At 68.4% G+C, this 24,347-nt stretch carries 23 protein-coding genes and 1 riboswitch; of the genes, 11 read left to right on the top strand and 12 right to left on the bottom strand.

Annotated features, from left to right (window positions below):
• Positions 1-6 precede the first annotated feature (6 nt).
• Complete coding sequence (locus ACIRA5_RS41730; protein WP_403700213.1) at positions 7-876, top strand: hypothetical protein; 870 nt, start codon at positions 7-9, stop codon at positions 874-876.
• Between the two features lie 143 nt (positions 877-1,019).
• Here ACIRA5_RS41730 and ACIRA5_RS41725 read toward each other — a convergent pair whose 3' ends face one another.
• Both ACIRA5_RS41725 and thiC read right to left on the bottom strand, forming a co-directional pair.
• The gene (locus ACIRA5_RS41725) at positions 1,020-2,489 is read right to left on the bottom strand and encodes a VWA domain-containing protein (protein WP_403700210.1); all 1,470 of its coding nucleotides are present in this window, start codon (positions 2,487-2,489) and stop codon (positions 1,020-1,022) included.
• 96 nt (positions 2,490-2,585) lie between these two features.
• A complete protein-coding gene (thiC, locus tag ACIRA5_RS41720) occupies positions 2,586-4,415 on the bottom strand; it encodes a phosphomethylpyrimidine synthase ThiC (protein ID WP_403700208.1) in 1,830 nt (609 codons plus the stop codon).
• Positions 4,408-4,585, bottom strand: a riboswitch (TPP riboswitch). (Overlaps the previous gene by 8 nt.)
• A 71-nt stretch (positions 4,586-4,656) precedes the next feature.
• Between thiC and ACIRA5_RS41715 the strand changes: the two genes are divergently transcribed.
• Entirely contained in the window at positions 4,657-6,255 is a 1,599-nt protein-coding gene (locus tag ACIRA5_RS41715) for a YibE/F family protein (RefSeq protein ID WP_403700205.1), read from the top strand.
• A gap of 61 nt (positions 6,256-6,316) precedes the next feature.
• On the opposite strand, the gene ACIRA5_RS41710 is transcribed toward ACIRA5_RS41715, so the two are convergent.
• From ACIRA5_RS41710 to ACIRA5_RS41695, 4 genes are all read right to left on the bottom strand, one after another.
• The gene (locus tag ACIRA5_RS41710) at positions 6,317-6,754 is read right to left on the bottom strand and encodes an SsgA family sporulation/cell division regulator (protein ID WP_067376783.1); all 438 of its coding nucleotides are present in this window, start codon (positions 6,752-6,754) and stop codon (positions 6,317-6,319) included.
• Between the two features lie 99 nt (positions 6,755-6,853).
• Complete coding sequence (locus tag ACIRA5_RS41705) at positions 6,854-7,618, bottom strand: IclR family transcriptional regulator (RefSeq protein ID WP_403700201.1); 765 nt, start codon at positions 7,616-7,618, stop codon at positions 6,854-6,856.
• Positions 7,619-7,993: 375 nt separating this feature from the next.
• Positions 7,994-8,206, bottom strand: a complete 213-nt coding sequence (locus ACIRA5_RS41700; RefSeq protein WP_054236469.1) for a DUF5326 family protein — start codon at positions 8,204-8,206, stop codon at positions 7,994-7,996.
• A 165-nt stretch (positions 8,207-8,371) separates the two neighbouring features.
• Complete coding sequence (locus tag ACIRA5_RS41695; RefSeq protein WP_403700198.1) at positions 8,372-8,689, bottom strand: cupin domain-containing protein; 318 nt, start codon at positions 8,687-8,689, stop codon at positions 8,372-8,374.
• Between the two features lie 81 nt (positions 8,690-8,770).
• Between ACIRA5_RS41695 and ACIRA5_RS41690 the strand changes: the two genes are divergently transcribed.
• From ACIRA5_RS41690 to ACIRA5_RS41670, 5 genes are all read left to right on the top strand, one after another.
• On the top strand, positions 8,771-9,151 hold the full coding sequence (locus ACIRA5_RS41690) for a phage holin family protein (protein WP_403700195.1): 381 nt from the start codon (positions 8,771-8,773) through the stop codon (positions 9,149-9,151).
• Positions 9,152-9,160: 9 nt separating this feature from the next.
• Entirely contained in the window at positions 9,161-9,652 is a 492-nt protein-coding gene (locus ACIRA5_RS41685) for a low molecular weight protein-tyrosine-phosphatase (RefSeq protein ID WP_403700192.1), read from the top strand.
• Positions 9,649-10,794 carry a cystathionine gamma-lyase gene (locus tag ACIRA5_RS41680; protein WP_403700189.1) on the top strand — a complete coding sequence of 382 codons (1,146 nt, stop codon included), beginning with the start codon at positions 9,649-9,651 and terminating at the stop codon, positions 10,792-10,794. The genes ACIRA5_RS41685 and ACIRA5_RS41680 overlap by 4 nt, the downstream gene beginning before the upstream one ends.
• Before the next feature lie 249 nt (positions 10,795-11,043).
• The gene (locus tag ACIRA5_RS41675; RefSeq protein ID WP_352052907.1) at positions 11,044-11,949 is read left to right on the top strand and encodes a LysR family transcriptional regulator; all 906 of its coding nucleotides are present in this window, start codon (positions 11,044-11,046) and stop codon (positions 11,947-11,949) included.
• A 116-nt stretch (positions 11,950-12,065) separates the two neighbouring features.
• Positions 12,066-12,548, top strand: coding sequence for an NUDIX domain-containing protein (locus tag ACIRA5_RS41670; RefSeq protein ID WP_054236463.1), 483 nt, complete (start codon positions 12,066-12,068; stop codon positions 12,546-12,548).
• A 46-nt stretch (positions 12,549-12,594) separates the two neighbouring features.
• On the opposite strand, the gene ACIRA5_RS41665 is transcribed toward ACIRA5_RS41670, so the two are convergent.
• Both ACIRA5_RS41665 and ACIRA5_RS41660 read right to left on the bottom strand, forming a co-directional pair.
• Entirely contained in the window at positions 12,595-14,421 is a 1,827-nt protein-coding gene (locus ACIRA5_RS41665) for a globin domain-containing protein (RefSeq protein WP_403700185.1), read from the bottom strand.
• Positions 14,422-14,818: 397 nt separating this feature from the next.
• Positions 14,819-15,451: an HAD family hydrolase gene (locus tag ACIRA5_RS41660; RefSeq protein ID WP_403700423.1), complete on the bottom strand. Its 633-nt coding sequence runs from the start codon at positions 15,449-15,451 to the stop codon at positions 14,819-14,821.
• A 179-nt stretch (positions 15,452-15,630) separates the two neighbouring features.
• On the opposite strand from ACIRA5_RS41660, the gene ACIRA5_RS41655 reads away from it, so the two are divergent.
• Entirely contained in the window at positions 15,631-16,497 is an 867-nt protein-coding gene (locus tag ACIRA5_RS41655) for a GNAT family N-acetyltransferase (protein ID WP_403700183.1), read from the top strand.
• A 109-nt stretch (positions 16,498-16,606) separates the two neighbouring features.
• Here the strand turns inward: ACIRA5_RS41655 and ACIRA5_RS41650 are convergent, their stop codons facing one another.
• Together ACIRA5_RS41650 and ACIRA5_RS41645 are read right to left on the bottom strand one after the other, a co-directional pair.
• The gene (locus tag ACIRA5_RS41650; RefSeq protein WP_403700182.1) at positions 16,607-17,029 is read right to left on the bottom strand and encodes a heme-binding protein; all 423 of its coding nucleotides are present in this window, start codon (positions 17,027-17,029) and stop codon (positions 16,607-16,609) included.
• Between the two features lie 94 nt (positions 17,030-17,123).
• Positions 17,124-18,329 carry an MFS transporter gene (locus ACIRA5_RS41645; protein ID WP_403700179.1) on the bottom strand — a complete coding sequence of 402 codons (1,206 nt, stop codon included), beginning with the start codon at positions 18,327-18,329 and terminating at the stop codon, positions 17,124-17,126.
• A 141-nt stretch (positions 18,330-18,470) separates the two neighbouring features.
• Between ACIRA5_RS41645 and ACIRA5_RS41640 the strand changes: the two genes are divergently transcribed.
• Together ACIRA5_RS41640 and ACIRA5_RS41635 are read left to right on the top strand one after the other, a co-directional pair.
• Positions 18,471-18,929 (top strand): MarR family winged helix-turn-helix transcriptional regulator, encoded by a 459-nt coding sequence (locus ACIRA5_RS41640; protein WP_060901667.1) that lies wholly within the window; start codon positions 18,471-18,473, stop codon positions 18,927-18,929.
• A 71-nt stretch (positions 18,930-19,000) separates the two neighbouring features.
• Entirely contained in the window at positions 19,001-19,453 is a 453-nt protein-coding gene (locus ACIRA5_RS41635; protein ID WP_352052902.1) for a GNAT family N-acetyltransferase, read from the top strand.
• Between the two features lie 58 nt (positions 19,454-19,511).
• On the opposite strand, the gene ACIRA5_RS41630 is transcribed toward ACIRA5_RS41635, so the two are convergent.
• Complete coding sequence (locus ACIRA5_RS41630; protein WP_403700175.1) at positions 19,512-20,897, bottom strand: serine hydrolase domain-containing protein; 1,386 nt, start codon at positions 20,895-20,897, stop codon at positions 19,512-19,514.
• A 90-nt stretch (positions 20,898-20,987) separates the two neighbouring features.
• Positions 20,988-22,463 (bottom strand): replicative DNA helicase, encoded by a 1,476-nt coding sequence (gene dnaB / locus ACIRA5_RS41625; protein WP_054236456.1) that lies wholly within the window; start codon positions 22,461-22,463, stop codon positions 20,988-20,990.
• Positions 22,464-22,922: 459 nt separating this feature from the next.
• Here dnaB and ACIRA5_RS41620 point away from each other — a divergent pair, with 459 nt between their 5' ends.
• A complete protein-coding gene (locus ACIRA5_RS41620; RefSeq protein WP_403700172.1) occupies positions 22,923-24,260 on the top strand; it encodes an MATE family efflux transporter in 1,338 nt (445 codons plus the stop codon).
• The last annotated feature ends 87 nt before the right edge of the window (positions 24,261-24,347 follow it).

Raw genomic sequence — 24,347 nt, 5'->3', positions numbered from 1 at the left:
CGGGGGATGCACATGAACAGCGTTCCGCAGCACCTGCTGAGCGAGGACCGCCAGGAATACGAGCGGATCCTCGATGAGGCGCTGCGCTCCGCCCCACACCGCCCGGAACTCGCCGCTGTCGGCCAGCGGCTCAATGCCGAACAGCTGCGCACCATGGCGCTCAACGCCACCGCACTCATCACGGTGGCCGCGGCGACCGAGTACGCGCACTACGTGAAGGTCCGCGAGGAACTGCGCCGCCCGGCGCCGTCCACCCCAACCGTGAGCGAAGGAGCGGGCTCCGCGGAGTCCGGCGCGACCGCGATGGGGCTCGCCGCCACCATGGGCGAGGTCACCGAGACCGCCGGAGCCGGCGCGATCGCCGTCGTCGCGGTGCTCGCGCCCGTCCTCGCCGGAACAGCCGCGGCGATCTTCCTGCTCGTGGGATTCATCCTGAAGGTCCTCACCCCCGAGCTGGCGTTCGCCCAGACCCTGCTGACCACCGGGTGGGTCTTCGGCGCGGTCACGGCGGCCGCAATCCTGGTCGCCGCGGTCGGGCTGCTGCTCACCGCTCTGCGCAACGGCTCGTCCTCGCTCCAGGCCGGAGCACCCGGCGAGCTCAACGCGGAGGTGGCCCGGGCCAGGGAAGCCTGGCGCGAGGCCCTGCTGGAGCGCGGCATCATGCCGTTCCTCCGGGAGGCCCTCACCGACCCGGGCACGGCGGCACTGACCCGTCCGTCACCGACACCGACCACCGGCCGCATGCCGCACCTCGGCTACAACCGGCCGGGGTTCAGCAGCCCCGACGGCGGCCCCGCGGCGGGTCCGCGCCCGAGCTTCACCAGCCCGGACTTCACCAGCCCGGACTTCGGGGGGCCCGAGCATCAGCCGGAGTGACACCCGGCGGGCCGACACCGGGGTGACGGGAACGAGGGGCCTGCGCCGATACGGCGCGGGCCCTTTTGCCGCTGCCCGCCCCTTCACCGGCGCCCGCCTCGCTCGTCCCGCCCGTCCCGCTCGTACGGTCCCGGCGCGCCCCGTCAGATGATGCCGAGCCCCCGGGCGGCCCTCATCCAAGCTGGGAACTGGGAAAGCAGCCGGTCGTACAACTCCGGGTCCGGTACGCCGCTGATGTCGTCCACCGCGAAGAACCCCACGTTGTCGACGCGCCGACCGGGCAGCGTGTCGAACCGCTCCAGCACGCCGTAGTTCGACCGCCCCAGGCCCACGAACTGCCAGAAGATCGGCTCCTCCACCGCGTCCCTCAGCTCCTGCTCGATCTCCTTGTTCCGGTAGACACCTCCGTCGGAGAAGAACAACACCAGCGTGGGATCGACAGCCGGGTGCTCTCGTACATACGTACGCACCTCGGCGATCGCCTTCTGCTCCTCGTTCTGGATACCGACCGACCGCATGTCCACCTGCCCCGGCAGCAGGCCCTTCCGCGGCTTCTTGCTCCGCCGGAACAGGCTCAGCTCACCGACGCGGACATGGAGCTGCAGCCACTCGGGCAGCTCGCCCGGACTCAGGTCCGGCAGCCGGGCGGCATGGGAGGCGAACGTCCACGCCTGCATCACCCCGTCGTCGTCCAACTGCGCCGCCACCGCGGCCATCCGCTCCACCACATCGGCCACGACGCCCTTCGAGTACAGGAACGACATGGAACCGGAGGCGTCGAGGATCAACACGACGCGCGCCGTGACCCCCTCCGCACCGTGCTTCCGCAGGCTGACCGCCACCTGCTCCTTGCGCAACGAGAGCCGCTTGCGCATGTCCACCGGCAACCGCTCCTCGCCCTTGCTGAGACGCGGAGAGGAAGCCGGGGACACTGGGGATACCGGAGATGCCGGGGGTGCCGGCGGGGCGCCCGCAGCGCTGGAAGCGGCTGTCCGTGAGCCCGTCGGCGGGAGCGCGGTCGAAACCGCCGGTGTGCCCCCGGACGAAACCGCCGACTCCGGCCCGGGCGCACCGGCCCCGCCGGACTCCACGCTGATACCGAAGTCGGTGGCGAGACCGGCCAGCCCGGACGCATACCCCTGCCCGACCGCCCGGAACTTCCACTGCCCTCCCCGCAGATACAGCTCGCCCCCGATGAACGCCGTCTCCGTCGTGGCCTCCATCTCGAAGCGCGCGATCTCCTGCTGAGTCCCGGCATCGAGCAGCCGCAGCGTCAGTCCGGACAGCCCGCCGAAGGTGCCACCATCGGCCGAGGCGCACAGGACGACCCGCTCGATCTCCGGTTCCAGGGCATGCAGGTCCACCTCGACGGTGTCCGTCGTGGCAGCGCCGTCCCGCTGCTTCCCGAGATGCCGTACGGCGCCGGAGGCGTGCTGCGGCTGGTTGTAGAAGACGAAGTCCCCGTCGTCCCGCACGCGTCCGCCCTGGCCAAGCAGCAGCGCCGAGGCATCCGCGTCCGGCGCGCCGGCTCCTCCTCTCCAGCCGAGCACGGCCCGCACCGTCCCGGCGGCGACGGGAAGGTTGGCGCCCTTGCTCATGGATGTCGATGTCATGGGCCCAGTCTGCCGAGAGAACGCGGCCCGGGAGCCGTTCGTTGCGCCTGATGTACGCGGCGAACGGCTCCGGGCACGAGTGCGCGTGCGTGCGAATCAGTCCGCGAGCGGCAGATAGACCCGGTTGCCCGCGGCGGCGAACTCCCGAGACTTCTGCAGCATCCCCTCGGCGACCTCTTCAGCCGACGCCCCCGCGGCTGCCGTACCGCCGAACTGCTCGGTGATGCTCTGGCTGATCTTCATCGAGCAGAACTTCGGGCCGCACATGGAGCAGAAGTGCGCCGTCTTGGCGGGTTCGGCCGGCAGGGTCTCGTCGTGGAACTCCCGTGCCGTGTCCGGGTCGAGGGCCAGGTTGAACTGGTCCTCCCACCGGAACTCGAAGCGGGCGTCGGACAGCGCGTCGTCCCATTCCTGTGCACCTGGGTGCCCCTTGGCGAGGTCGGCTGCGTGGGCGGCGATCTTGTAGGTGATGACGCCGGTCTTGACGTCGTCACGATTGGGCAGGCCCAAGTGCTCCTTGGGCGTGACATAGCAGAGCATGGCCGTGCCCCACCAGGCGATCATCGCGGCACCGATGCCGGAGGTGATGTGGTCGTACGCCGGCGCGACGTCCGTCGTCAGCGGGCCGAGCGTATAGAACGGAGCTTCATCACAGATCTCCTGCTGAAGGTCGATATTCTCCTTGATCTTGTGCATCGGGACATGTCCCGGGCCCTCGATCATCGTCTGTACGTGAAAACGCTTCGCGATCGTGTTGAGTTCCCCGAGCGTCCTCAACTCCGCGAACTGAGCCGCGTCGTTGGCGTCCGCGATCGACCCGGGCCGCAGCCCGTCGCCGAGCGAGTACGTGACGTCGTACGCCGCGAGGATCTCGCAGAGTTCCTCGAAGTTCTCGTAGAGGAACGATTCCTTGTGGTGCGCGAGGCACCAGGCCGCCATGATCGAGCCGCCGCGCGAGACGATGCCGGTCTTGCGGTTCGCGGTGAGCGGCACGTACGGCAGCCGCACGCCCGCGTGGACCGTCATGTAGTCCACGCCCTGCTCGGCCTGCTCGACGACCGTGTCCTTGTAGATCTCCCAGGTCAGCTCCTCGGCGCGGCCGTCCACCTTCTCCAGAGCCTGGTAGAGCGGCACCGTGCCGATGGGGACAGGGGAGTTGCGCAGGACCCATTCCCGCGTGGTGTGGATATTGCGGCCGGTGGACAGGTCCATGACCGTGTCCGCGCCCCAGCGGGTCGCCCAGGTCATCTTCTCGACCTCCTCCTCGATGGAGGAGGTGACGGCGGAGTTGCCGATGTTGGCGTTGACCTTCACCAGGAACCGCTTGCCGATGATCATCGGCTCGATCTCCGGGTGGTTGACGTTCGCGGGCAGCACCGCGCGACCGGCGGCGATCTCCTCGCGTACGACCTCGGGGTCGACGTTCTCGCGGACCGCCACGAACTCCATCTCGGGCGTGATCTCGCCCCGCCGGGCGTACGCGAGCTGCGTGACCGCCTCTCCGGGACGGCCTCGACGCGGCTGGCGCGGCCGCCCCGGGAAGACCGCGTCGAGGTTGCGCAGGCCCCCGCGCGGTGAGGTGTGCTTGATTCCGTCGTCCTCGGGACGGACGGGACGGCCCGCGTACTCCTCGGTGTCACCGCGGGCGATGATCCAGTTCTCGCGCAGTGGCGCGAGGCCCCTGCGCACGTCGGTGTCGACGATCGGATCGGTGTACGGGCCGGAGGTGTCGTACAGCGTGACGGACTGCCCGTTGGTGAGGTGCACTTGACGGACCGGCACCCGCAGATCGGGGCGCGAACCCCCGACGTATCCCTTGTGCCAGCCGATGGACTTCCCGGCCTCCCGCGGCTGTTCGCCCTCGGGCGCGGCAGGCGCCTCGCCCATCTGGCTGGAGGCAGGCGTGCGTACGTCCTTGTTGGTCATGAGACCTACTCCCTACGCCGGCATTACCCGGTAACAGGTTCGGCGGTCGACGCAGCGGATTCCGTCTGCCGATGTCCCTTGTGAAACATCACTCGTTCCACGTGAAACATCGCTAAGACGGAGGTCAGCGCCCTCTCAGCCCGGTGCTCCGAGCTCCCGCGTGTGCAAAGGTGACTCCACGCTAGCGTCATATCTGGCGCGGTGAACAGAGGGCCCTCGCCGTTCTTGCGATGATCGGTCGGTGACCACAACGCAGCAGCCCCCGTTCCCGCCGTCCGAGCCGCCGCGCCGACGCGGTCCCGGAGACGGCTATGGGCCTGGTTCCGGAGACGGCCGCGGGCACGGGCCGGGTGGTGGCCCCGGCCCCGGTCCAGGAGTCGGGCATGGGCACGGACCGGGTGAGGGACACGGGCACGGCCCCGGGGGCGGACACGGACATGGATCCGGGTCTGGGGACGGGCCTGGGAAGGGACCTGGACCGGGGAACGGGCACGGCCCTGGAGACGGGCACGGGTCTGGGGAAGGGCACGGGTCTGGGCACTCGCACAGTCACAGCCATGGGCCCGCCACGCCCGTCTCCAAGCATCTGCGCAAGGTCATCGCGGCCATCCTGATCCCCTTCGCCGCCGCGGTCGTTGTAGGTCTCGCGGTGCTCTGGCCCGGTGGCGCCCCTTCCCACGAACGCACCGGCGTCGGCTTCGACCGACAGACCCAGCAGGCCACGGTCACCAAGGTCGACAAGGTCAGCTGCAAGTCCGTGAACGCGTCGGGGGAGACCTCGACCGGCGACACGTCCACCGCCGAGGGCTCCTCCGCGCAACAAGAGGCGACGGGCGACTGCAAAAAGGCGACGATCCGGATCGACACCGGCAAGGACAAGAACCGCACGTTCACGGAGATCATCCAGCCTGACCAGTCACGGCAGTTGCACGAGGGCGAGAAGGTCGTGGCCGCCTACGAGCCCTCCGCGCCCAGGGACCTGCAGTACTCGGTCACCGATGTGAACCGGAAGTTCCCGATGGCGCTGCTCGCCGGGATCTTCGCGCTGGCCGTCGTGGTGGTGGGCCGGATGCGCGGTGTCATGGCGCTGGTAGCACTGGCCATCAGCTTCGTGATCCTGACCTTCTTCATCCTGCCCGCGATCCTTCAGGGCTCGAATCCGCTGGTCGTGGCCGTAGTCGGGGCGAGCGCGATCATGCTGATCGCGCTCTACATGTGCCATGGCCTCTCGGCCCGTACGTCCGTGGCGGTGCTGGGGACCCTGCTCTCCCTGGTGCTGATCGGCATCCTCGGCTCGGAGTTCATCGGCTGGGCGGCGCTGACCGGCAACACTGACGACAACACCGGTCTGATCCATGGCCTGTATCCGTCCATCGACATGAGCGGTCTGCTGCTCGCGGGCGTCATCATCGGTTCGCTCGGTGTGCTTGACGATGTGACGGTGACGCAAACCTCGGCGGTCTGGGAACTGCACGAGGCCAGCCCGACGATGGGCTGGCGCGATCTGTACCGTGCGGGCATCCGGATCGGCCGTGACCACATCGCATCGGTCGTCAACACGCTCGTCCTGGCGTACGCGGGTGCCGCGCTTCCGTTGCTGCTGCTCTTCTCGATCGCGCAGAGCAGTGTGGGCACGGTCGCGAACAGCGAACTGGTCGCCGAAGAGATCGTGCGCACCCTGGTCGGCTCGATCGGCCTGGTCGCCTCGGTGCCGGTGACCACGCTGCTGGCCGCCCTGGTGGTCTCCGCGGACCGTCCGGCCGTCCCGGCCGCCGCCACGGAGCCTGTCGAGAGCCGGGCGCCGGCGCGCGGCGGGAAGGGCCGTCGCCGCAAGCACTGAAGCCTCCCCGCGCCCTCGTCCCCGGTGAGGAAGCGTTACTCCGCTTGGGGGGTGCTGGGGCTCAGCCCGCGCTCTGCTCCTCCGCCAGGATGCGGTCCAGCGCCTCGTCGAGATGGGCGTCGAAGTCCGCGAGGGAACGCTCCTGCCCCAGCGGCACCAGCTTGTCCGTGCGGTCGAGGAAGGCCACGAGCGGCGCCGCCCCGGACCGGAACAGCGCGTGGTCACCACCCACCTGGAGCCGGATCAGCACCTCACCGAACGCCTCCGGGTCGGCGGGCGCGATGTGCACATCCCCGTCACCGCACGGCCGTCCCACGCCATCGATCAGCAACTCCCGCCCGAACGCCCAGGTCACGGGCGCGTCGCCGGGCAAATGGAAGGTCAGCCGCACGGCGTAGGGATCACAGGTCTCGTATCGCAGCTCCACCGGAATGCGGAAAGAGAGCTCCTCCGAAACGAGGAAGCTCATCATGACCTCTGCCTGGACCGACTCGCGCATCGCCTACCCCGTCGTTTGCCGTCGACTGGCCAGGAATCATCCCCCTGACTCTGCTGAAATATTGCTCAACGTACACAAGAGATCACAAGGAGTGAGTTTTCAGATGCTGATAGAGATCGAGAGTGTCCCCAGTAGTCTGCCGATCTCACCTTGCAATTGTCGTGCCGCAGGCAGCAGTCGATCGGCCTGGTGAAGAGGGAGAGAAATGGCCATTGCGGCGGCAGTTGTGCCGACCGTGATGGGAAGGGCCGCGCAGACCGTGCCCAGCGCGTACTCCTGGCGCTCGACGACGGGTTCCATCCGTCCCGTCCGCTCCAGTCGCCGCAGCAGACTGACGTTGTCACGCACCGTATAGGGAGTGATCGACTGCACGGGGTAGCGGTCGAGATGATCCCGACGGGCCTTCTCGTCGAGCTGGGACAGCAGACACTGGCCGATCGCGTGGGCGTGTCCGGTCTCCCGGAAGTCCGCCCACTCCTCCACCGCCGGATTCCCTGGGGTGTCGGCGACACACATGACCTCGATCTCGCCGTCACGGTAGACCGCGTAGTACACGGGTGCACCGATCGAATCGCGCCACTGGGCAAGCGTCGCGCTCACCGTGCTGCGACGTTTCTGCTGCGCTCCGCTACTGCCCAACCGCTCGGCGGCCTCACCGAGGAAGAACAGCCCCTTGTCACGGCACAGATAGCCCTCGTGGACCAGGGTCCGCAGCAGGTGGTAGGCCGTCGGCAGCGCAAGCCCGGCCTCCCGGGCGAGCTGCTTCGCAGGCGCCCCGTGCTCGCGCGCGGCAACGGCCTCCAGCAGGCGCATCGCCCGCTGCACGGAGCCGATCAGAGTCGTGGGATGCGGCTCCGGCGACACGGCTTCCAGGGGAGGAGTACGCGCCTCCGGCAGAGGGGTACGCGCCTCGGCGGGCGAGGTGCGCGGTTGGGTGGGCGGGAGACATGTCCCCGCGGAAGCGCTGGACCGCTGGAGGGGTGGGACGGGTGATTGTGCGGGTGCGGTGTCAACCGTGGCCAAGGGGCACTCCCGAAGCGCGAGGGGAACCGCCCGTGCGGGGGGACACGGGAGGGGGCTGTGCGCTGCCCGCGGGGGGGTCGGCCCCGCGTGGAATTCCGGACTGTAACCGCCCATCACCGCATGCAGACGGCCTCGCCGGAAAACTTCCCTCGGCCGAGGGAACCTTGAGTTCCCTTTCCCGACCTGCCCGTTACCCGTTACTCACCCGGTTGTGTCTCACCAGTCGCTGCGTGACGACGAACTCGACATGAACTTCCGTACTACGTAGATCAATCCGCCGACGAGGGCGACGAAGATCAGGACCTTGAAAAGCAGGCCGATCAACACACTGAGCACGCTGACTATCACCGTGCCGAACACGACCAGAGCGATGACCGGCACCGCGATCCACTTCACCCACCACGGCATCCCGCCGAAGATCTCTCGCATCGCCCTTGTCCTTAGCCTCTCTACGCCCGTGGCCCCAAGTCCGGGACTCTGATTCCGGGTTCTGTGATGTCCTGCATTCGATGCTAGAGCCGCGAAGGTGCCGACGGGGGCCCCGCACCCCTTGTCCTCCCCTGACCGTCCCCCTAGGGAACCCTGAGGTTCCCGTCAGCTCTCGGGCGGAGAGAACACCACCAGAACCCTCAGGTCCTCGGTGACGTGGTGGAACTTGTGGGCGACCCCCGCGGGCACGTAGACGACGCTGCCGCGTGCGACCTGGGTGGTCTCCAGGCCGACCGTGATCGAAGCGCGGCCGCTCACGACGAAGTACACCTCGTCCTGCTGGTGCGGCTTCTGCGGGTCGGGCGTACCCGCGTCGAGCGCGTACAGGCCGACCGACATGTTCCGTTCGCGTAGAAACTGCAGGTAAGCACCGTCATTGGCGGCCCGTTCCGCCTCCAGTTCGTCCAGCCGGAATGCCTTCATCGCCCTCGTCCGCTCCCGTGCTCCGAAAGCTGTGTCCACAGCCTTGCTCGCCAGTCGATCTCTTCTGCCACGATCAGACACATGAAGAATTTCGTAGTCAAGACGATCGCCAACGCGGGGGCCCTGGCCGTCGCGGTGTGGCTGCTCGACAAGATCACCCTGACAGGGACCAGCACCGGCAAGAAGGTCGGCACGCTGCTGGTGGTCGCCCTGGTCTTCGGTCTGGTGAACTTCCTGGTCAAGCCAGTGGTGAAGGTGCTGACCTTCCCGCTCTTCATTCTGACGCTCGGCCTGATCACCCTCGTGGTCAACGCCCTGATGCTGCTGCTCACCTCCTGGGTGGCCGACAAGCTCGACCTCAGTTTCCATGTGGAGGGCTTCTGGACCGCCGTGGTGGGTGGCCTGATCGTTTCGGTCGTGTCCTGGGCGCTCAATGTCGTGCTGCCCGACGGCGAGGACTGAGAGCGTCCGATGTCCTATCGCGTCTGTTTCGTCTGTACCGGCAACATCTGCCGGTCGCCGATGGCCGAGTCCGTCTTCCGTGTCCGCATAGAAGAGGCCGGACTCGATGGCCTGGTAGAGGTCGACAGCGCGGGCACGGGCGGCTGGCACGAGGGCGACGGTGCGGACTCGCGCACCGTCGCCGTCCTGGAGGCGGCCGGCTACGAGAGCGGCCATACGGCCCGCCAGTTCCACGCCTCGTGGTTCTCCCGCCTCGACCTCGTGATCGCCCTCGACTCCGGCCACCTCAAGGCCCTGCGCCGGCTCGCGCCCACTCCCGAGGACGCGGCGAAGGTCCGGCTGCTGCGGTCGTACGACCCCGACGCGGGCGACGACCTGGAGGTTCCCGATCCGTATTACGGACCCATGGACGGCTTCGAGGAATGTCTTGAGATGGTGGAGGCGGCGAGCCCCGGACTGCTCGCCGCTGTACAGCAAGAACTGGAGGGACGGGCAGCATGACGTCAGGGGATTTCGTCACGGGGAGCGGCGACGGCACGCGAGCGGTACGGGCGGGGCTGCCCGACCCCGTCAAATACGAGCCGACGCTTCCGGGCCCGGTCTTCGCCGCGCATTTCCATCTGCCGGGCGATCCGACCGGCCCGTACACCTACGGTCGTGACCAGAACCCGACCTGGACGCTCCTGGAGCGTGCCATCGGCGAGTTGGAGGCACCCGGGCAGGACGGTGTCACGACGCTCGCTTTCCCCTCCGGGATGGCCGCCATCTCGGCGGTGCTCTTCTCCCAGCTGAAGGCCGGAGACGTGGTGGTCCTGCCCGCCGACGGCTACCAGGTGCTGCCACTGGTGCGCGAGCAGCTCACCTCGTACGGCATCGAGGTACGCACCGCCCCGACCGGCGGCGACGCCCAGCTCGAGGTGCTCGACGGCGCGAAGCTGCTGTGGATCGAGACCCCGTCGAACCCGGGGCTCGACGTCTGCGACGTACGACGCCTCGTCGCGGCGGCCCACGCGCAGGGCACACTCGTCGCGGTCGACAACACCCTGGCGACCCCGCTCGGGCAGCGCCCGCTGGAGCTGGGTGCCGACTTCTCGGTCGCCAGCGGCACCAAGATGCTCACCGGACACGGCGACATCCTGCTCGGATACGTCACCGCGCTGGACGCCGACCTGATGGCGCCCGTGCAGCGCTGGCGGAAGATCGTCGGGGCGATTCCCGGGCCCATGGAGGCCTGGCTGGCCCATCGCTCCCTGGCCACGCTCCAGCTGCGTGCCGACCGGCAGAACGCCAACGCCCTGGTGATCGCCGAGGCGCTGCGCGGTCGGCCCGAGGTGACCGGGCTGCGTTATCCGGGACTGCCCGACGATCCCTCGCACAAGATCGCCTCGCAGCAGATGCGGCGCTTCGGATGCGTGGTGTCCTTCACTCTGCCCACGCGCGCGCGTGCCGACCGTTTCCTCGACGCGCTGCGTCTGGTGGACGACGCGACAAGCTTCGGCGGGGTGCGGTCCACCGCCGAGCGGCGCGGCCGGTGGGGCGGCGACGCGGTGCCGGAGGGCTTCATCCGTTTCTCGGCCGGCGCCGAGGACCCCGAGGACCTGGTGGCGGACGTACTGCGCGCGCTCGACGAATCCGCGCAGTGACCCCTGCCTGAACGGCCGGTGAGTATCCTGCGGCATACATCCAGGCTGTCCGCTTAGTACCTCGCTACGTACAACGGACGGTCCGAGCCTCCCCCCTCGTGGCTCGGACCGTCCCGGTTCTTTGCGCGAAGAACCGCGCGAACAAGGCTAGTTGACTCTGTGTCAGTGTCCAATCACAGTAGCGACAGAGACCTATCGACTTATTTATAGTTGGGGCTCGGTCGGGGGTGCTGAGAGGGGAGGGGCACCATGGATTTGGCCCTGCTGCGCACTTTTGTGACCGTGCACCGGGCCGGTTCCTTCACTCGCGCCGCCGCGCTGCTCGGTCTCTCGCAGCCTGCCGTCACCTCACAGATCCGCACGCTGGAGCGACAGTTGGGGCGGCCGCTCTTTCTTCGCCAGGCCCGTGGGGTGACCCCCACGACGATCGGTGACGAGCTCGCCCACAAGGCCGCGCCGCATCTCGACGCCCTGGTGGAGATCGCCGAGACCGGGCTCGACGAGGACTCGTCACTGCGCACCCTGCATCTGGCCGGGCCACCGGAGTTCACCGCCGAGCGGGCGCTGCCCGCGCTCACGGAGCTCACGGGCGAGGACGGCCAGGGTTTCGCGCTGCGCGCCTCCTTCGGCAACGCCGAGGAGACACTGGAAGGGCTCGCCGCCGGACACCATGATCTGGCCATCACCACGGCCCGTCCCCGTGGCACCCTGCTCACCGCGACTCCGCTCTGCGACGAGGAGCACGTGCTGGTCGCCGCCCCACGCTGGGCCGCCCGTATAGGTGCCGGAAAGCTCCGCCGAAAGGGCTCGCCGGCACTGGAGAACTTCCCCGTGGTCGAAGTGCACGAGTCGCTGCCGCTCGTCGCCCGCTACTGGGCATCCGTCTTCGACTCCCACCCGGCCACTTCGGGCACCGTCGTCGTCCCCGATCTGCGCGCCGTGCTCGCCTGCGCCGCCACGGGCGCGGGCCTGGCGGTGCTGCCCCGGTATCTGTGCGCCGGAGCCCTGGAACGGGGTGACGTGGTCGCGCTTCTCGACCCGGCGGTGCCTCCGCTGCGTACGTACTTCCTGGTGGTCCGCACCGGCACACTGGCCATGCCGCACATCGCACGGGCGCACGACTGGCTGCTCCATGCCGCGGCCGACTGGTCCTGATGCCCTCCGAGCCTCTCCGGGCTCCCTGAGCCTCCCAGGGGGCTTTCTGAGCCCTTCCTGAGTGCCTTGGGGCTTCGCGATGTTTCACGTGGAACCAGCCGGGCCACATTTCTCCCATGACCGTCCGACCCGTGGTCAAGCGCACCGCCCGCGCCATCCTGCTCGATGGCAACGACCTGATCTTGATCAAGCGCACCAAACCCGGCGTCGATCCCTACTGGCTGACACCGGGTGGCGGGGTCGAACCGGAAGACACGACTGTCGTCGACGCACTCCATCGTGAGGTGCACGAGGAACTCGGTGCCAAGATCACCGATGTGGTGCCCTGCTTCGTCGACACCGTCGAGCACATCGGTGATGACGGCGGCGCGACCGGCGTGAAAGTGCAGCACTTCTTCGTCTGCCGTCTGGAGTCCATGGATCCGTCCCAACGGCACGGCCCCGAGGTGGACGAGCCCTGTGGCGAGTACGAGATCGTGCGGGTGCCGTTCACCCGGGTCGGCATCGCCTCCGTCCACCTCGTACCGCTGTCCCTGCGGCACTATCTCGACGGGAACATCGAAGGCGTACGGGCGATGCACGCACCGGACCTGGGCTGAGGCTCTTCGGGCCAGGGTCGTGGCCCCGTCTGCCGGAGGGGCCCGGTCAGTCCCCGGCCGCGACGAGTTCCTCGACCGAGTCGTGGCGTATGCGGTCCGACGGGATGCCCGCTTCCCTCAGAGCGTCCACCCCGCTGCGGATCATGCCGGGTGGCCCCGAGAGATAGGCGTCGTACTCGTTCCACGGGCCGTACTCGCGTACGGCGTCGGGCAGATGGAGATGCGCACGCTGGTCGACGACCGGGCGCACGGCAAGCCATGGGTGGCTCTGCTGCAGCCGGAGCATCGTGTCGATGTCGTACAGGTCGTGATCGGTGCGCGCACCGTAGAAGACCTCGACCGACCGCCGCTCCCCGTGCTCGGCGACGTCCTCGACCAGCGCCTTGATGGGCGCGATGCCGGTGCCGCCGCCGAGGCAGAGCAGTCCGCTGTCGGTGGTGTGGTCGACGGTCATCGAGCCGGCCGGCGGGCCCAGCCGGATGATGTCACCGGGACGGGCACGGTGCACCAGCGCGTTGGAAACCCAGCCCGCCGGGACCGCCTTCACATGGAAAGACAGCAGTCCGTCGGACCGGGGCGCCGAGGCGAAGGAGTAGTGCCGCCATATACGCGGCCACCACGGTGTCTCCAGGCTCGTGTACTGCCCGGCGAGGAAGGGGTACGGCTGGTCGGGGCGGACCGTGATGACAGCGATGTCCGGCGTCCTGAGGTCGTGCGCGACGACTTCGGCGTACCACCAGGCCGGGGCGCGCAGCTCGTCCGCGGCCGCCGCGTCGATCATCACCTGAGAGATCGTCGTGTACGCACGCACCCAGGCCGCCTCGGTCTCGGCGTCCCAGATCGCCGAGGCGAACCGGCTGAGCGAGCCGATGAGGCACTCACCGACGGCCGGGTAGTGCTCGGGCCGGGTGCCGTACTTACGGTGGCCACGGCCGAGGTTCTGCAGGTAGTCGACGAGAACCGGAGTGTTGTCGATGTGTTCGGCGGCGGTCAGCAGCGCCTTGAGCAGTCGGTCTCGCTGGGTGTCCATCGCCGCGGGGAACAGCGGCCGTAGATCCGGGTGGCGCACGAAGAGGAGTGCGTAGAAGTAAGAAGTGACCTTGTCGGCGACGGGGCCGACCTCGGCCATGGTCCGGCGGATGAGCACGGCGTCCGGAGACGGCTGCGGAGTGGGGGCGGACCTCTGGACGGACAACCGCGGCTCCGGGCCGGACGGTCCCGGCTCGGGCAGTGGGGGCACCTGAAGGGAGACGGGAGGCTCGGGCGACCGCGGCTTCTGCAAGGGCTCGGGCGGCTCCGGCAACCGCGGCCTGTCAAAGGGAGCGGGAGGTTCAGGCAACCGAGGCCCGTCGAAGGGCGCAGGAGGCTCGCGGAACGGCTGCTCCTGGACCGGGACCCGAGGCTCGGCAAGGCGCTGCTCCTGGACGGGTACACGCGGCTGCGAGCCGGGGCCGGACTGCTCACGCCCGGAATCCGTCCGCTCCCGCCCGAACACGGACCGCTCCGGGCCGGCATCGGACGGTGCAGAGGAGCCGTGGTCGGGCCCGGCCGGACCTGACCACGGCCGAGCGGATGCGTGGGCGGGCTCCGGCTCGGGGCGTGGGGCCTCAGTGGGTGCGGCCTGCTGGGGAGTCGGCTCTGTCTCCACGGCGGAGGATATTCGTTCCTGCTGTGTCGTTCCCCGATCCGCGGCGGGTCGGCCGACCGGGCGCATCGCTGCCAGACGGCGGCCGTCGGCGGGCTCCCTCTCCCCATCGGACGGCAGTGGTTCCTTGCGTGGCGTGAACCAGCCGCCCCCGCCATTGCCTCCGGAAGTGCCGTTGTCGGCCGACGTGGTGGTCGGAGCGTCCATGGTGTGCCTCGCCTCGAACATCTTTCGGTCGGTCTGCGCACTTCCGCGGTCGGAAGATGCCTACTTTCCCCCGTAGACGACTTGCTTTCCTGCCCCGTTCAGTCCCCACCGGCCAATGCGGCCACATTCAACCCGGATTCCCACTCTGTACGGACAAGTAAGCCGAGAATGTGACATTGGCCGCACTATCCTCACTGCAGCATCCCACTCCGAGTCAACACCCGGCCGCATAACGGAAAATACGGGTCTTCGATCTCTCCGTCCCGTTACGCTGCATTGGCCTGCGTTCGCGCCCCACGAGACGTGCGTACATCACGATGGACGCGAACCGGAGTCGACCATACCGGCAGCCGCCCCACAAACAAGTACCCCCCGCCTTCCGCCCGAAGAGGGGGTGCCCCACTCTCAACTGCCTTGATTACAAGGCGCGTCGGACCAATTCATAGGCATCCCACAGGTCCCGTCCCATGTAGGAGTGCGTGGCAAGGCCTGCCAGATGCCGATCCGCATTGACGGCGACGGAGACCGGCACCGTCTCGAACAGGTCCTTGTCGGACAGCGAGTCGCCGTAGGCGACACAATCGGCCCACATCACCCCGAACTCTTCACAGAGCCGGTCCGCGATCTGCACCTTCGCCGCGGCACTGAGAACGCCCGCGAGATCAACGGGCTCGCTGAACGGCAGAGCGGGAAAACGCGAACCGTATGCCGCATGCGCACCCCACGCCGTCAATCGCTCGACGAAGAACGAGGGCGAGAGGGAGACGACGGCGCAGTAGTCGCCGTTGCCTCTGATCTCCGCCCAGACGTCCTCGATGCCGGACAGCCACGGCGCGCCCTCGAAGGCCGCCGCCACATGTTCCTCCCTGAGATCCACCCACAAGGCGTGCACCTGTACGGCGTACTCCGGCGGACCGATCCGTCCTGCCGAGATCGCTTGGTCAAGCGCGACAGTCTCGGCCTCCAGACCGATCTGCCGTGAGATCTCCTGGGGCGCGGAACTCCCGTACAGCAACGTTCCGTCAAGATCGAAGAGGTGAAGTCGTGGCATGGAAGCCGAGGCTAGCGGCCCGAGCACCTTTCGCTGTTTCACGTGAAACATCTGTCCGTGCGCTGTGGGAAGCGACGCTGCCTCCATGCCCTCACCCGAGACATGACATCGCCAAAAGCGCATAGATCCCTGGGCAAACAGGTGGACGGCAGAGGTGTATGTCAGACAGCCTGACCTGCGTGTCGACTCCTTCTCCCGCCCTTCTGCCCATCCGCCGACTGACGCCTCGCGACCTCACCGCCTGCGCCGATTTGTCAGAGAACCGGGGGTGGCCCCGTGAGGAACACAAGTGGGGTCTGCTCCTCACCGCCGGGACGGGCTACGGCATCGACGACCCCGACGGCGGTCTCGTCACCGCCTGCGTCGTGACCGAGTACGGAACGCCGGAGAGGCTTGAACTGGGAGCGATCGGAATGGTGCTGGTCGCCGAGCGGCATGCCCGCCAGGGTGTCGGCCGACGCCTGATGCGGCATGTCGTGGCAGAGATGGGCACCACCCCGTTGACCCTGCACGCGACTCCTTATGGCCGACCGCTCTACGAGGAGTTGGGCTTCAAGGTCACAGGCCGCGCCGAGATGGTCCGTGGACACTTCGTTCCTGGCGGGCCGGACCCGAAGGTGTCCACGCGCCCGGCCACCGCCGAGGACCTCGCCACGATTCTTCGGCTCGACGCCGAGGTCTTCGGCTCCGACCGCACCCATGTGATCACGCGGCTGCCCGCCTTCTCCGACCAATTGCGTGTCGCTGTGGAGAACGGCCGGATCATCGGCTACGCGGCGGCCTGGCCCAACATGGACACCCATGTGGTGGGTCCACTGATCGCCCGTGACACCGAGACGGCGAAGGCACTCATCGCCTCACTCGCCGCCCACACCGACCGCCCGCTGCGCACCGACATCGACGTACGGCACGAAAGGCTGCTGTCCTGGGCGAAGGAGCACGGCCTGGAACCCACGAGCTTCAACGCAGTCATGACGTACGGGATCTCGGAGTTGCCCGGGGACTGGACGCGACGCTTCGCTCCGCTCACGGTGGCGGCAGGGTGAGAGCCGCCGGGGTGCAGCCGCATCCACCGCCCGGAGAACCACTCACCGCGTAGAGAAGCGCCGGTCCCCGTCGTCTGTGGGGGACCGGCGCTTGTCTACGGGGGTGCGGTCAGACGAGCGTCTCCACCGCCGCGACGGCGAAGTCGTGGTCCTGGTCGGGCGTTCCGCCACCGACCCCGATCGCCCCGATCAGACGACCGTCGCGACGGACCGGAACCCCGCCCGCGATGAACAGGAGCGGACGGTCGAGTGCGGTGGGCAGGGTGTGGAAGAGGCCGCCGGGCTGGACGGCGTCAATCAGTTCCCTGGTGGCGGAGTCCAGTTGGAGGGCCGTGTAGGCCTTGCGCGTGCTGGTCTCGCCGGAAATCAGTACGGCGCGGTCGTCGCGCCGGAAGGCGAGCAGATGGCCGCCCGCGTCGAGGACGGTGACGCTGACCGTGACTCCGGCGGCCTCGGCGGCACGGCGGGCCGCAGAGACGAGAACCTCGGCGTCCTGGATGGTCAGCGGAGCAACGGCGACGGTGGTGGTCATGAGGGACTTTCTCCTTGAGGTGCTGTTCGGGCGTGGCCGATCAGGGTGGTGGGCTCAGCTGTGAGGGGCCGGCTACTACTCGGTGCTCAGTGGCTCAGAGGTGGACGGCGGTCCGCTGCTCGGTGGGCGCGCTTGCGGCGACGGTGCCGGCCGCCTCGGCTCGGCGCTCCAGGGCTGCCGAGACGACGGCGAGAACCAGAGCTCCCGCGGCGAGCGCCGCACCGACCCAGTTGGGGGCGGTGTAACCGAGGCCGGCTGCGATGACGAGGCCACCGAGCCAGGCCGAGAGGGCGTTGCCGAGGTTGAAGGCACCGATGTTCACGGCTGAGGCCAGGGTGGGAGCACCGTGCGCCTGGTCGAGGACGCGCTTCTGCAGCGGCGGCACGGTCGCGAACCCTAGGGCGCCGATCAGCACGATCGTCAGGGCCGCCAGGATCTTGTTGTGCGCAGTTATCGTGAACAGGGCGAGCACGAGGGCGAGGCCGCCCAGAGACACGTACAGCATCGGCATCAGGGCGCGGTCGGCGAACCTGCCGCCGATGAGGTTTCCGGCGACCATGCCGAGGCCGAAGAGGACCAGAAGCCAGGTGACGGACGTGTCGGCGAAGCCGGCGACGTGGGTCATCATCGGCGCGATGTAGGTGATGGCCGCAAAGACACCTCCGAAGCCGAGCACGGTCATCGCCATGGCCAGCAGGACCTGGACGTTCTTGAAGGCGGCAAGCTCGTGGCGGAGATGCACACCCTCGGGCTTCGGCATCTCGGGGACCAGCTTGGCGATACCGAGCAGACCGATCACTCCGAGCGCGGCGACTCCGGCGAAGGTGACCCGCCAGCCCGCGGACTGCCCGATCAACGTACCCAGGGGGACACCGACCACATTGGCGATGGTGAGACCGCTGAACATCATGGCGATCGCACCGGCCTTCTTCTCCGGCCCGACAAGCTCGGCGGCGGCGACCGATCCGATACCGAAGAACGCGCCGTGGGCGAGAGAGGCGACAACTCGGCCCGCCAGCATCAGCCCGAAGGCCGGAGCGACGGCGGAGAGCAGGTTGCCGGCGACGAACAACCCCATCAGCAGCATCAGCATCCGCTTGCGGGACACCTTCGTTCCGAGCGCGGTCATGATCGGGGCGCCGATCACCACACCGAGGGCATAGCCGGTCACCAGCAGTCCGGCAGTGGGGATGGAGACACCGAAGTCACCGGCGACCTCAGGCAGCACACCCATGATCACGAACTCGGTGGTTCCGATTCCGAAGGCCCCGATCGCGAGGGCCAGAAGCGCGAGAGGCATGGTGGGGACACCTTCCCAAACGATTGCAGGAGCGCTTTGCGTGCGTTCACAATAGTTGCACACGCGGGCTAAATGCAAGCGCCGACTATTGCGCTCGTGCTCTACCCTGGTGTCAGCTGCTCCGGGACGGAGGAACACGCCATGACAGCCACGGACCCCGCGCTCACCGCCCTTGCTCAGGGGTGGTGCGCCCTCTCCCTGCTGCACGGGAGGATCGAGGCCCACATCGAGCGCGCCCTGCAGACCAAGCACGACCTCAGCGTGAGGGAGTACTCCCTGCTCGACGTGCTCAGTCGGCAGCACGACGGCGAGGGTGGTCACTTGCAGATGAAGCAGGTCGCGGACGCGGTCGTGCTCAGTCAGAGCGCCACTACACGGCTCGTCACCCGGCTCGAGGACCGTGGTCTGCTTGCCCGCTATCTGTGCCCGACCGACCGCCGCGGCATCTACACGAATGTCAGCGAGGCCGGGCTCAAGCTCCTCGAAGAGGCACGGCCCACCAACGACACCGCCCTGCGCGAGGCGCTCGACGAAGCGGCCAAGTCCCCCGAACTGGCCCCACTGGTCCGCGTCGTGGAATCAGCGAGCGTGTCCGCCTAGGCAGGGACGGCCTCCCGTCCCTCTGCCGGGTGTCCACACAGCCCGAACGGGTGCCTGGATACGCTGTGGCCATGGGAGATCTTGAGATTCGACCGGCCGTTTCGGACGATGTCCCCGCCATCGTCGCGATGCTCGCCGATGATCCGCTCGGCGCCCAGCGGGAGTCACCCGATGACCTGACCCCCTACCTGGCCGCGCTCGAGCGGCTGAGCGCCGACCCGAACCAGCACCTGGTGGTCGCGGTGCGCGAGGGACGCGTCGTCGGCACCCTGCAGCTCACGGTCCTTCCCGGGCTGTCCCGCAAGGGTTCGACCCGCTCCCTCATCGAGGGCGTGCGCATCCACTCCGACGAGCGCGGCAGCGGTCTCGGCACCCGGTTCATCGAGTGGGCGATCGAGGAATCCAGGCGCCAGGGATGCCAGTTGGTCGAGCTGACCTCCGACGCCACCCGCACCGACGCCCACCGCTTCTACGAGCGACTCGGCTTCACGGCCTCACACGTGGGCTTCAAGCTGGCGCTCTGAGCCACCTGTGTGCGCCGGGTGTCTGTTTCACGTGAAACAGACACCCCCATGACAGCGGCTACTTAATCCCCCGCCAGCCCTCGGGGTCCACTCCGCCCGGCACAGGAGCGCCCTCGTCGTACGGCTCACGCGTGAAGACGAACGAACCGAGGTCGAGGTGACTCAGGGCCCCGTCCGGGCGCCGTACGGCCCGTAGCGGCTCCCCCGTGTAGTAGCCGTCGAGTCCCGTCCAGGTCCCGTCCCCGTTCGCCCGGAAGCGCGACCCGCGTCCACCCCCTGCCAGCGGGCCCAGCTCGACCATGCCGTCGGCCCTCAGACGAAGCGCGCACGCCTGAGTGCCCCAGTACCAGGGGCCGGCCAGCTCCAGGACGGACTGATCGACTTCGGCGGCCGGACGCCATGGCGCGGGAATGCGCGGCTCGGCCTCGGCGACGATCCGTACGAGATCGGCAGCCACGGTCAGCGCCCGCGGACCGGAGGTGCAGTTGGACAGCACCACCGCCGCCACGTCGTCCTCCACACCGATCGCGAGCGCCGCAAGGAAGCCCGGCAGAGACCCTGAGTGACCCACCAGGATCCGGCCCGACCGATGCAGCACCTGCAGTCCCAGCCCGTAGGAGTCTCCCGAGGCGAGCTGGTCGGCTTCCAAGGGAGCCGCGGGCGTACGCATCTCCCGCAGGGACTCCACGCTGAGCACCGCCGCGTGCCCCGTGGTCAGGAAGACGGCGAACCGCGCCAAGTCTCCTGTGGTGGACCACAGTTGCCCGGCGGGAGCCATCCGGCCGAGGTCCTCGGCGGGCTCCGGCATCATGACGTCCGCCCACGGGTGCACGGCCCAGCCCCCGGCATGGGGTGCCTGCGGCTGCCCACTGGTGCGGTGCAGGCCCAGCGGGTCGAGCACCTCGCGCCGCAGGACCTCTTCCCAGGGGACTCCCCGCAGTTCCTCGATCAGTGCGCCCAACAGGGTGTAGCCGGGGTTCGAGTAGTGATGCAGCCGCCCGGCCGGATGCAGGAAGGGCTGCTCACCGAGCACGTCCGAGAGCTCGGGGCGCAGCGAACCGGGTGTGCGTTCCCACCAGGGGCCGGGCGTCTCGGCCGCCAGCCCGGCGGTGTGCGCGAGGAGTTGGGCGATGGTGGCCTCCCCCGCGCCGGTGCCCGGAAGATGCTTCTCCAGCGGGTCGCCCAAGTCGAGCAGCCCCTCGTCGCGCAGCCGCAGCACCAGCACAGCCGTGAAGGTCTTGGTGATCGAACCGATCCGGTACTGCACGTTCTCGTCCGGCCCGTGCCCGTCCACCGAGGTGCGCGACCCGTGCCACACCGGCTCCCCGCCCCGGACGACCGCCGCGACCAGCGACGGCGCCCGCCCCTCGGCCTGAGCGACGGCGATGCGGTGCAACAGAGCCCGGCGCGTGCCGGGAAGGAGCTTTTCCTGTGGTGTCGTCATGCCCTCAGTCCACCCGGCCCGGCACCGCACGTCGAGTGCATTTCCCCGAAGACCGGGCGCATGTCTTCCGCACCGCGCCCAGGGGGTGGATCAGGTCTGTGCCATGTCCACGAAGCGCGAGTAGTGGCCCTGGAAGGCCACGGTGATCGTGGCCGTCGGGCCGTTACGGTGCTTGCCGACGATGATGTCCGCCTCGCCCGCGCGCGGTGACTCCTTCTCGTAGGCATCCTCGCGGTGCAGCAGGATCACCATGTCCGCGTCCTGCTCGATCGATCCGGATTCACGCAGGTCGGACACCATGGGCTTCTTGTCCGTGCGCTGTTCGGGACCACGGTTGAGCTGCGACAACGCGATCACCGGCAGCTCCAGCTCCTTGGCCAGCAGCTTCAGGTTTCGCGACATGTCGGAGACCTCCTGCTGCCGACTCTCGGACCGCTTACCGCCCGACTGCATCAGTTGCAGATAGTCGATGACGACGAGCTTCAGATCGGCGCGCTGCTTGAGGCGCCGGCACTTGGCGCGGATCTCCATCATGGACAGGTTCGGGGAGTCGTCGATGTAGAGCGGTGCGGCCGAGACGTCGGGCATCCGGCGCGCGAGTCGCGTCCAGTCCTCGTCGGTCATCGTGCCGGATCGCATGTGGTGCAGGGCCACGCGTGCTTCGGCTGACAGCAGGCGCATCGCGATCTCGTTGCGCCCCATTTCGAGCGAGAAGATCACGCTGGGCATGTTGTGCTTGATCGAACAGGCCCGCGCGAAGTCCAGCGCCAGCGTCGACTTACCCATGGCGGGACGAGCCGCGATGATGATCATCTGGCCCGGGTGCAGACCGTTCGTGAGCGAGTCGAGGTCGGTGAAGCCGGTCGGCACACCGGTCATCTCCCCCGATCGTGAACCGATCGCCTCGATCTCGTCGAGCGCACCCTCCATGATGTCGCCCAGCGGCAGGTAGTCCTCGGTGGTGCGCTGCTCGGTGACGGCGTAGATCTCGGCCTGGGCGGTGTTGACGATCTCGTCCACGTCGCCGTCGGCCGCGTATCCCATCTGTGTGATGCGCGTGCCGGCCTCGACCAGGCGGCGCAGGACCGCGCGCTCATGGACGATCTCCGCGTAGTACTCGGCGTTCGCCGCCGTGGGGACCGTCTGGACGAGGGTGTGCAGATACGAGGCACCACCGACCTTGGTGATCTCACCCCGCTTGGTGAGCTCGGCTGCGACCGTGATCGGGTCGGCCGGCTCGCCCTTCGCGTACAGATCGAGGATCGCGGTGTAGATGGTCTCGTGCGCGGGCCGGTAGAAGTCGTGGCCCTTGATGACCTCGACGACGTCGGCGATGGCGTCCTTGGACAGGAGCATGCCACCGAGAACGGACTGCTCCGCGTCGAGGTCCTGGGGAGGCACGCGCTCGAAGGACGACCCTCCGCCTTCCCACGGCCCGTTGTCCCGGTCGCGGTCGTGCTGTTCGTCGCGCCCCCGGCCACCCTCGCGGCCTCGGCGGGAAGCGGGCAGACGATCACTGGGACCGCTGTCGGCCCACGGGTCGTCCAAGGGCTCGGAAATACTCACCGAGCCACCTCCTCCCGTCCGCCGAGCGGACCTAACCGTGCCCCTCATTTCTACGGCACGGCACTGACAAATAAGAGGCCCAACTCCGGTTCTGACGTGTCGGTTTTGCGAGGCTTCCGAGTGCAGAAAAGAGAGCGGGCGACGCACCACGTTAGGCCCGCGGGCACCGTCAGCCAATCTGGTTATCCACAGGCCATGTGGACGACGGCCCCGATGCTGTGGAGAACTCCACAAAACCTGTGCACGACCCGGTGGACAGGCCTGTGAACAAGCCCTCAACCACTCGAAAGAAACCGCTCTGACCTGCTCTTTAACCATCCACCGGCTGTGCAGAAGAAAAACTTTCCCGGTCAGACCAAGATCGCTGCAAACGGTACACGGCGACACGCCCGACAAGCGCACAGGTAATGGTCACTATCACGTTGCATCTCTTACCTGTGGAAGACTAGGTTGGTGCCCATGACACAGGCTCCCCCGACACCCGAGGCCGCCCGACGCCGGCACGACCGAGAGATCGTCGCGCTGGCGGTTCCGGCCTTCGGCGCCCTTGTCGCCGAGCCTCTTTTCGTGATGGCCGACAGCGCCATCGTCGGACACCTCGGCACCGCGCAACTGGCCGGCCTCGGTGTCGCCTCCGCCCTCCTCACGACCGCCGTCAGTGTTTTCGTCTTCCTCGCGTACGCCACCACGGCCGCCGTCGCCCGACGGGTCGGCGCCGGTGATCTGCGGGCCGCCATACGTCAGGGCATGGACGGCATCTGGCTCGCGCTGCTGCTCGGCACGGTCGTCATAGCCGCGGTCCTGCCCACGGCACCCGCCCTCGTGGAACTCTTCGGCGCCTCGCCCACCGCGGCCCCGTACGCGACGACCTATCTGCGCGTCTCCTCGCTCGGTATCCCCGCGATGCTCATCGTGCTCGCGTCCACCGGGGTCCTGCGCGGACTGCAGGACACGAAGACCCCCCTCTATGTCGCCGTCGGGGGCTTCGTCGCCAACGCCGCGCTCAACGCGGGCCTCGTCTACGGCGCCGGACTGGGTATCGCCGGCTCCGCCTGGGGCACCGTCATCGCCCAGTGCGGTATGGCCGCGGTGTATCTCTTCGTCGTCGTCCGCGGAGCCCGGAAGCACGGGGCCTCGCTGCGTCCGGACGCCGCCGGGATACGGGCCTGCGCTCAGGCCGGTGCGCCCCTGCTCGTGCGCACGCTGTCGCTGAGGACGATCCTCATGATCGCCACGGCTGTCGCCGCACGCCTCGGGGACGCCGACATGGCCGCACACCAGATCACCCTGTCCCTGTGGAGTCTGCTCGCCTTCGCGCTCGACGCGATCGCCATCGCCGGACAGGCCATCATCGGCCGCTACCTCGGTGCGAACGACGCTCAGGGTGCTCGCGAGGCCTGCCGCCGCATGGTCCAGTGGGGCATCGCTTCCGGCGTCGTCCTCGGCCTACTGGTGATCGCCGCCCGCCCGATCTTCCTTCCCTTGTTCACCAGCGACTCGGCCGTCCAGAACACGGCGCTTCCCGCCCTGGTTCTGGTGGCCGTCTCACAACCGATCAGCGGAGTCGTCTTCGTCCTGGACGGAGTTTTGATGGGAGCGGGAGACGGGCCCTACCTGGCGTGGGCCATGCTGCTCACCCTGGCGCTCTTCACTCCCGTCGCGCTGTTGGTGCCCACGCTCGGAGGCGGGCTCACCGCGCTCTGGGGAGCGATGACGCTGATGATGACGGTGAGGATGCTGACCCTGTGGCTGCGCTCCCACTCGGGACGTTGGATCGTCACGGGCGCGACGCGCTGAACCAGCACACTGGCCGTTTCACGTGAAACGGCCAGCGCGGCCGGCCATCCCGACCTGACCCTGCCCCTCGCCCAGGCCGTCGCCATC

The sequence above is a fragment of the Streptomyces sp. NPDC096311 genome, assembly GCF_044763085.1.
GTDB lineage: Bacteria > Actinomycetota > Actinomycetes > Streptomycetales > Streptomycetaceae > Streptomyces.
The sequence above is the reverse complement of the archived record's forward strand: the minus strand, read 5'-3'. Positions and strand labels throughout refer to the sequence as shown.

Coding starts and splice junctions, on each gene's coding strand:
- ACIRA5_RS41685 (WP_403700192.1), top strand. CDS start 9,161: ATGTCCTATCGCGTCTGTTTCGTCTGTACCGGCAACATCTGCCGGTCG.
- ACIRA5_RS41620 (WP_403700172.1), top strand. CDS start 22,923: ATGACACAGGCTCCCCCGACACCCGAGGCCGCCCGACGCCGGCACGAC.
- ACIRA5_RS41635 (WP_352052902.1), top strand. CDS start 19,001: ATGGGAGATCTTGAGATTCGACCGGCCGTTTCGGACGATGTCCCCGCC.
- ACIRA5_RS41650 (WP_403700182.1), bottom strand. CDS start 17,029: ATGACCACCACCGTCGCCGTTGCTCCGCTGACCATCCAGGACGCCGAG.
- ACIRA5_RS41630 (WP_403700175.1), bottom strand. CDS start 20,897: ATGACGACACCACAGGAAAAGCTCCTTCCCGGCACGCGCCGGGCTCTG.
- ACIRA5_RS41665 (WP_403700185.1), bottom strand. CDS start 14,421: ATGTTCGAGGCGAGGCACACCATGGACGCTCCGACCACCACGTCGGCC.
- ACIRA5_RS41725 (WP_403700210.1), bottom strand. CDS start 2,489: ATGACATCGACATCCATGAGCAAGGGCGCCAACCTTCCCGTCGCCGCC.
- ACIRA5_RS41670 (WP_054236463.1), top strand. CDS start 12,066: ATGACCGTCCGACCCGTGGTCAAGCGCACCGCCCGCGCCATCCTGCTC.
- ACIRA5_RS41690 (WP_403700195.1), top strand. CDS start 8,771: ATGAAGAATTTCGTAGTCAAGACGATCGCCAACGCGGGGGCCCTGGCC.
- ACIRA5_RS41700 (WP_054236469.1), bottom strand. CDS start 8,206: ATGCGAGAGATCTTCGGCGGGATGCCGTGGTGGGTGAAGTGGATCGCG.
- ACIRA5_RS41640 (WP_060901667.1), top strand. CDS start 18,471: ATGACAGCCACGGACCCCGCGCTCACCGCCCTTGCTCAGGGGTGGTGC.
- ACIRA5_RS41660 (WP_403700423.1), bottom strand. CDS start 15,451: ATGCCACGACTTCACCTCTTCGATCTTGACGGAACGTTGCTGTACGGG.
- ACIRA5_RS41675 (WP_352052907.1), top strand. CDS start 11,044: ATGGATTTGGCCCTGCTGCGCACTTTTGTGACCGTGCACCGGGCCGGT.
- ACIRA5_RS41730 (WP_403700213.1), top strand. CDS start 7: ATGCACATGAACAGCGTTCCGCAGCACCTGCTGAGCGAGGACCGCCAG.
- ACIRA5_RS41645 (WP_403700179.1), bottom strand. CDS start 18,329: ATGCCTCTCGCGCTTCTGGCCCTCGCGATCGGGGCCTTCGGAATCGGA.
- ACIRA5_RS41680 (WP_403700189.1), top strand. CDS start 9,649: ATGACGTCAGGGGATTTCGTCACGGGGAGCGGCGACGGCACGCGAGCG.
- ACIRA5_RS41710 (WP_067376783.1), bottom strand. CDS start 6,754: ATGCGCGAGTCGGTCCAGGCAGAGGTCATGATGAGCTTCCTCGTTTCG.
- thiC (WP_403700208.1), bottom strand. CDS start 4,415: ATGACCAACAAGGACGTACGCACGCCTGCCTCCAGCCAGATGGGCGAG.
- ACIRA5_RS41695 (WP_403700198.1), bottom strand. CDS start 8,689: ATGAAGGCATTCCGGCTGGACGAACTGGAGGCGGAACGGGCCGCCAAT.